Genomic DNA, 7,115 nt, shown 5'->3' on the forward strand with positions numbered 1-7,115 from the left:
TCGCCCAGCTTAAAGAAGCTGAGCGATAAAATGCTTTAGAGTATATAGCGGGTTAACCGCCGATTGACGCCAAATTTGGAGTCATGCCGCTGTTGCCATCATGTAAGAAGTGACTAACGGACTTGGTTTGAAGCTGAGCCTGAATTCGATCAATGAGCTCTTGCTCTTGTTGATCTTCTTGAATCAGATCTCTCAGTTCAACACCATGGTCGCCAAACAGACATAAGTGAAGTTTACCGGTCGCAGAAACACGCAGTCGGTTACAACTCTCACAAAAGTCTTTCTCGTAAGGCATGATCAAACCAATTTCACCCTGGTAGTCTGGGTGGACAAACACTTGCGCAGGGCCATCATTAACGGCTTTGACTTTTAACAGCCAACCATTAGCAATAAGCTGGTTGCGAATCGCAACGCCAGACACATGGTGTTTATCGAACAACTCGTCCATCTCGCCGGTTTTCATCAGCTCGATAAAACGTAATTGAATAGGTTTGTCTTTGATCCAATTAAGGAAGGCTGGTAATTCCTGACTGTTGAGGTCTTTCATTAATACAACGTTGACTTTGACTTGTTCAAAGCCAACCTCAAACGCTTTATCAATACCTCGCATAACCTCAGTAAACTTGTTCTCACCAGTGATCTGATGGAACATGCGCGAATCTAAGCTATCCACGCTCACGTTTATATGGGTTAAACCAGCATCACGCCATTGCCCTACTTGTTTCTCCATGCGGTAGCCATTCGTTGTGGTGGCTACTTTTTCAATGCCTGGAGTAGAAGCAACGGTATGTATGATTTCAGGAAAGTCTTTACGCAGACTCGGCTCTCCGCCAGTAATGCGGATCTTTGAGGTACCACAATCAGCAAACGCTTTAACAACGCGTTTGATCTCAGGAACACTTAAAAAAGACGAGTTTTTTTGCCCTGACGGTTTATAACCATCTGGCAAGCAGTAAGTACATTTAAAGTTACAGACGTCTGTAACCGACAAGCGCAAGTAATAAAACTTGCGATGGAATCTATCTTCGAATTGTTGCGCCACGGAACACCTTTCCAAACACGGGAGGCATAATCATTTCCAATTAAGCCCTTGTGACAACATGTCACTGGCTCTTGATGCGTATCGGTACAGCAAATACCACTGTGCGACTTAGCATGCGAGAGCTCGGAGTTATGGCAACTGCGCTTTATATTCACACGCGCAGTAGCTGAGTAATAAAATACTTAATATTTGTACGTGAATCTAGCTTTGATGACAAAAAACGAGTCACATCGGCAAAAAAAACGTATCAAACCCTCAAAATAACTCTTGTTGAGTATCTGACGAGAAGCATTTAACCTAAATTATAGTTGGTAATAATCTAACAAGAACAAAAAATGAACATTTACTCTTCAAAAAAAGTGGTCGCAATTGGTGGTGGTCACGGCTTAGGTCGTATGCTTGCGGCATTAAAAGACTTTGGTAGCAATGCGACAGGCATTGTTGCAACCACAGATAACGGTGGATCAACCGGGCGTATTCGAGATTGCCAAGGTGGCATCGCTTGGGGTGATACTCGTAACTGTATCAACCAGCTAATCACCGAGCCTTCGATCAGTTCGATGATGTTCGAATACCGATTTCGCGGTCAAGGTGAACTCGATGGTCACAACCTCGGAAACCTGATGCTTACTGCGCTAGACAACCTTTCTGTTCGCCCACTGGAAGCAATCAACCTGATTCGTAACATGCTTAAGGTCGATGTAAATATTGTACCAATGACGGAACACCCTTCCGATCTCACCGCTTTATCAATGGACGGCCGTTGGGTAACCGGCGAAACCAACGTTGATGACATGACAGAAAAACTGCGCATGATGGACTTGTCTCCAGAAGTGCCTGCGACCAGAGAAGCCGTTGCAGCTGTCGAACAAGCAGACTGTATCGTGCTTGGTCCGGGAAGTTTTCTAACCAGTGTTATGCCGCCCCTTCTACTGCCAGAGATTGGTAAAGCGATCGCAGATAATACTAAAGCCAAGGTTATCTTCGTTGAAAACCTGTCGCCAGAGCATGGACCTGCAGGGAAAATGACGCTACAAGAACAATTGGAGTGGTGTGAACGTACCTGCAAGACAAGAAAAATCGACATTGTATTGGGTAACGCGCCCCATCCGGAACTTGAAGGGCTATGGAATTGCGTGACTGCTGACCTTGCCTCTCCAAATAGAGATTGGAGACACGACCGCGTAAAACTCCAACAAGCAATTAGGGATCAGTTGGTTTAACTCGGTTTTCTGAATCTATTTACCAAACAAAAACAAAAAGGAGCACGATGCTCCTTTTTAAGTTCATTGATGACTGACCACTTTAGAGCGTTAAAGCTCTGTCATTAACTGCTGGTACTCTTGGTAGGTGGATAACAAAATATCCTGCATACCTTGAAAGTCGACCCCTGTCATTGGCAGCGCTTGTTTCACTTTTGCATCTAGGCTAATCGCGAAACTACACAAAGAGTCCGCACCAAAGCTCGCAGCACTACTCTTAAGTGCATGGCTAATATCCGCTAAATACTTAGATGTGTCTGACTCTTTATTTAGCTCTAAATGTTCGTAGTATCCCTTCAGTTCACCTAAAAATATTTCCAGTAACACTGGGACATTCTCTTGCCCTATTTCACCGGCAAGCTCATCAACTTTTTGCTGATTTAATATTATCATCATTGCTCTTTTCTTATTATTTGGTGATTACTGCTTCGCATTCCATGTTTGCAATTTTCGGTATATCGTCGATGGACTGACATCCAAGAAACCTGCCGCACGAGGAACGTTACCGTCACACGCTTTGATGGCCTGTTCGATAGCCGTTTTCTCAGTGATCCACAATGGGAAAATATCTTTTACCGTGATGTCTTCGTTCTGCTTCTCTTTTAAACGGAGACTGTTTTCAATTGGTTGGTTCAATGGCGGTGGAAGCATATTGAGAGTAATCTCTTTACCATTATTCAGTACCACTACATTTCGCAACACATTTTGTAACTGACGAACGTTCCCCGGCCACTCATATTGATTAAAGCGATCGAGTACTTCTTCAGCAAAACGTACGAACGCCTTGCCTTCTTCGACAGACATATAACCCAGCAGTGAATATGCAATTTCGATGACATCGTCACCACGCTCACGCAATGGCGGCAAATGCAATGGAATCACATATAAACGGTAGTACAAATCTTCTCTAAAGCGACCTTCTTGAACTTCTTTCCAAGGGTCGCGGTTCGTTGCACATACGAAACGAACATCCACACTCTTCATCTTCGAAGAGCCGACTTTTTGAAAGGTACCAGTTTGAATGAAGCGGAGTAGCTTAGTTTGCAGCTCTAAGTCCATTTCGCACAATTCATCGAGGAACAGGGTTCCACCATCTGCAAGTTCAGCCGCGCCTTGTCGATCCGTTGCCGCCCCAGTAAAGGCCCCTTTAACGTGACCAAACAGTTCACTCTCAATCAAATCTTTAGGAATCGCTGCACAGTTGATCGCGATAAATGGCTTATCGCCACGCTTACTCGCAGCGTGAATGGCTTCAGCACATACCTCTTTACCGGTACCACTTTCACCTGTGATGAAAATACTGGCTTTGCTCGATGCGGCAGAATCGATCGTTCGGTAAACCTGCTGCATGGTTTGACTACTGCCAATAAAGCCTTGATAGTTCTGATTTCCTGGATGTTCCGAGCTATTTTTAAGTTTAGTGGCTTTGCGGATCGCGTTGTTCACCGTAATACGAAGTCGGTCGGCTTCACACGGCTTGATAAGGAAATCTTGGGAACCATGTCGCATGGCTTCTACTGCGGTATCAATAGAGCCGTGAGCAGTCATGAAGATAACGGGAACTTCCGGATATTTTTGTTTTACAGCAAACAGTACATCCATACCCGTCATATCGGGCAGGCGTAGATCTAATAAAATGAGGTCTGGGATTCGATGGTTCAAACTCTCGATTGCATCGCGGCCAGTACCAACAATGTTAATATCAATTTCGAGCGGTGTAAGATACGATCGATATAACGCTGCTACCGACGCGGTATCTTCTACCATTAACAAATACTTCGATTTGTTATCTAACGTTTTTGATTGCATATCCTAGCCATTTATAATTTGCATTTCTTATTATAATCGCATTCCGCTTTGCATTATGCAAATTAACCATACTATTTATACTGTGTTCGTTTGCTTGCTTCAAACAATCAATGTGTTATCTATTTGGCACGAACGATGCAGTTATCTAAATGACCTTCGGGTCACCTAGCCAACTGACGTTGTTAGTGGACAGAGTGTCCACAAACGTAAGCCAGTAGAACGTTTCCTACTGGCTGTTTTTTTGTCTGAAGCACTCTCAATTCTTATTTTATGGGTATAAACGCCTTAAGTAAGAAGTAAGGTTAGCTATTAGAAATAAACTGCTTTCTCAATTGTTCAATTTCATCGCGCTTCTGTGCCGCCAATTCAAATTCCAAATTCTGAGCATGCTGATACATCGCCGCTTCCAGTTTACTGATCTCTTTATCGAGCTGTTGTGGCGTAAGCACTGCATAGTTTTCAGAAGGTTCTGCCACCTTAGATAGTGGAACTTGCTTAGATTGTCGCTGCTGTTTCGACTTGGTCAGGTCGCCCAACTCCATAATGTCTTTGATATTACGTTTAAGCGCTTGCGGCGTGATACCTTGCTCTTCGTTGTAAGCCTGCTGTTTCTCTCTACGACGGTCGGTTTCATCAATCGCCTTTCTCATCGACTTAGTAATCGAGTCACCATATAGAATTGCTCGACCTTCCAAATTACGAGCTGCACGGCCAATGGTCTGTATCAAAGAACGCTCAGAACGTAAGAAGCCCTCTTTATCAGCATCAAGAATCGCCACCAGCGATACTTCCGGCATATCCAAACCTTCTCGAAGTAAGTTAATGCCCACTAACACGTCAAACTCGCCCAAACGTAGGTCTCTGATAATTTCTACGCGTTCAACGGTATCGATATCAGAGTGCAAGTAACGAACTTTAACGCCATGCTCACTCAGGTATTCAGTTAAGTCCTCTGCCATTCGCTTAGTTAGCGTCGTGACAAGTACACGCTCTTCTTTCACTGAACGTATTCTGATTTCAGACAATAGGTCATCAACCTGAGTCGCGACAGGCCTTACTTCGATAATTGGGTCTAACAAACCAGTAGGACGCACCACTTGATCAGCAATCTCACCATCTGATTTCTCGATTTCGTAATTGCCTGGCGTGGCCGACACAAAAATCGTTTGCGGGGCTATAGACTCAAATTCTTCAAACTTCATTGGACGGTTATCCAATGCCGAAGGCAGACGGAAACCAAACTCAACTAGAGTTTCCTTACGCGAACGGTCACCTTTATACATGGCGCCAATTTGCGGCACGGTCACGTGTGACTCATCGATAATCAACAGACCATCATCAGGCAAGTAATCAAATAACGTCGGAGGCGCTTCCCCTTCAGCACGGCCACTCAAGTATCGTGAATAGTTTTCGATACCAGAACAGAAGCCAAGCTCGGTCATCATCTCGATATCAAACTGAGTTCTTTGAGAGATACGCTGTTCTTCTAGAAGCTTATTATTGTCTTTTAAATATTGAGCTCTATCACGCAACTCATCCTTAATCTTCTCAATCGCTTCAAGGATTTTCTCTCGTGGAGTGACATAGTGCGTTTTTGGATAAACCGTAAAGCGAGGCAGGTCTCTTTGCTTAACCGCACCAGTTAGTGGGTCAAAGATACTGATGCAATCCACTTCATCATCGAACATTTCAATTCGCACGGCATCTTGGTCAGATTCAGCCGGGAAGATATCAATCACTTCACCACGCACGCGGAATTGACCTCGTTCAAATGCGACGTCGTTTCTTGAATATTGTAGCTCCGCCAAACGGCGCAAAATATCACGCTGATCCATGACCTCACCACGACTCAAGTGAAGCATCATTTTCAAATACGATTTAGGATCACCAAGACCATAGATAGCCGATACAGAAGCCACAATGATGGCGTCTTTTCGCTCTAATAAGGCCTTGGTCGCCGAAAGTCTCATCTGCTCGATATGAGCATTCACCGACGCATCTTTCTCAATGAACGTATCCGTGGTTGGTACATACGCTTCAGGCTGGTAGTAATCGTAGTAAGATACGAAGTACTCAACGGCATTATTTGGAAAGAAGGATTTCATCTCACCATAAAGTTGAGCAGCCAACGTCTTATTCGGTGCTAACAGAATGGCAGGTCTTTGTGATTGGGAAATGACATTGGCAAGCGTAAAGGTTTTACCCGAGCCCGTTACCCCTAATAGAGTTTGATGCGCCAAACCAGAATCTAGTCCATCTAGTAATTTGGTAATTGCCGTCGGCTGGTCACCGGACGGACTGTAGTCCGATACCAAGTCAAAGAGTTTACTCATAGGTCGCCATTTCCATACTGTTTATTTAATCAGGTCATTGTCACTCTAGGAGGAGTGTCGTTGCAACTATTATCTAGAGAAATGCATCTTAAGATTAGATATCAGTTATAGCTTTTATTTTTGGAACTTGGTATTATCCGTGCCCCTGCAAGATCTCTTCAGCTAAATTACTCGATTTTTAATCCACTACTTTTCCCCAAAAAATCTAAAAATAGCACTTGTTTTACTGTTTATTTTATAATCTTAAAAAGTTATACAATCGTAATGTTTCGATATAAAACTTTTAAATACATCACGTTACCGCAGATTTTAACATTTTCAGATTTATCCCAATTATTGTTGTTAAAGTTTCACGCACATACTTATCCACAATTTTGGTGGATAACTAAAGCAAAGCTAAATCTGATAAGGCGTTCAAGAAAGTAAAGTTTTTTATCTTATTTTTTTCTGCTATTTTTTATTGACAGAAAATAGGAGTCTTATTAAAATTCGCGTCGCTAACAAGCAATTCCCCTTTAGTTCAGTTGGTAGAACGGCGGACTGTTAATCCGTATGTCGCAAGTTCAAGTCTTGCAAGGGGAGCCAAATTCAGAAAAAAGCTCAATCGAAAGATTTAATGCCGTTCGGATAAGCATTATTGCTTGAACCTGAACGGATATTTGGCTGGGA

5 protein-coding genes, 1 tRNA gene and 1 riboswitch are annotated in these 7,115 nt (G+C 43.3%); of the genes, 2 read left to right on the forward strand and 4 right to left on the reverse strand.

The genetic code is table 11. The features are described from left to right. Positions 1-52 precede the first annotated feature (52 nt). Positions 53-1,042 carry a GTP 3',8-cyclase MoaA gene (moaA, locus tag AB6C75_RS07790; RefSeq protein WP_029223023.1) on the reverse strand — a complete coding sequence of 330 codons (990 nt, stop codon included), beginning with the start codon at positions 1,040-1,042 and terminating at the stop codon, positions 53-55. Then, a riboswitch (molybdenum cofactor riboswitch) is annotated at positions 1,031-1,183 on the reverse strand. It overlaps the preceding gene by 12 nt. A gap of 194 nt (positions 1,184-1,377) precedes the next feature. On the opposite strand from moaA, the gene AB6C75_RS07795 reads away from it, so the two are divergent. Continuing rightward, a complete protein-coding gene (locus AB6C75_RS07795; protein ID WP_135381346.1) occupies positions 1,378-2,265 on the forward strand; it encodes a YvcK family protein in 888 nt (295 codons plus the stop codon). Positions 2,266-2,355: 90 nt separating this feature from the next. Here the strand turns inward: AB6C75_RS07795 and luxU are convergent, their stop codons facing one another. The 3 genes from luxU to uvrB all read right to left on the reverse strand — a co-directional run bounded on the left by luxU (position 2,356) and on the right by uvrB (position 6,446). Continuing rightward, the gene (luxU, locus tag AB6C75_RS07800; protein ID WP_372107509.1) at positions 2,356-2,700 is read right to left on the reverse strand and encodes a quorum-sensing phosphorelay protein LuxU; all 345 of its coding nucleotides are present in this window, start codon (positions 2,698-2,700) and stop codon (positions 2,356-2,358) included. A 24-nt stretch (positions 2,701-2,724) separates the two neighbouring features. Further along, a complete protein-coding gene (gene luxO, locus AB6C75_RS07805; protein ID WP_371709720.1) occupies positions 2,725-4,113 on the reverse strand; it encodes a quorum-sensing sigma-54 dependent transcriptional regulator LuxO in 1,389 nt (462 codons plus the stop codon). 302 nt (positions 4,114-4,415) lie between these two features. Next, positions 4,416-6,446 carry an excinuclease ABC subunit UvrB gene (gene uvrB / locus AB6C75_RS07810; RefSeq protein ID WP_017103578.1) on the reverse strand — a complete coding sequence of 677 codons (2,031 nt, stop codon included), beginning with the start codon at positions 6,444-6,446 and terminating at the stop codon, positions 4,416-4,418. Between the two features lie 509 nt (positions 6,447-6,955). Between uvrB and AB6C75_RS07815 the strand changes: the two genes are divergently transcribed. Continuing rightward, positions 6,956-7,031 (forward strand) — tRNA-Asn (locus tag AB6C75_RS07815). Positions 7,032-7,115 lie beyond the last annotated feature (84 nt).

This window comes from Vibrio sp. 10N.237.312.B06 (assembly GCF_041464685.1).
Classification (GTDB): domain Bacteria; phylum Pseudomonadota; class Gammaproteobacteria; order Enterobacterales; family Vibrionaceae; genus Vibrio; species Vibrio tasmaniensis_A.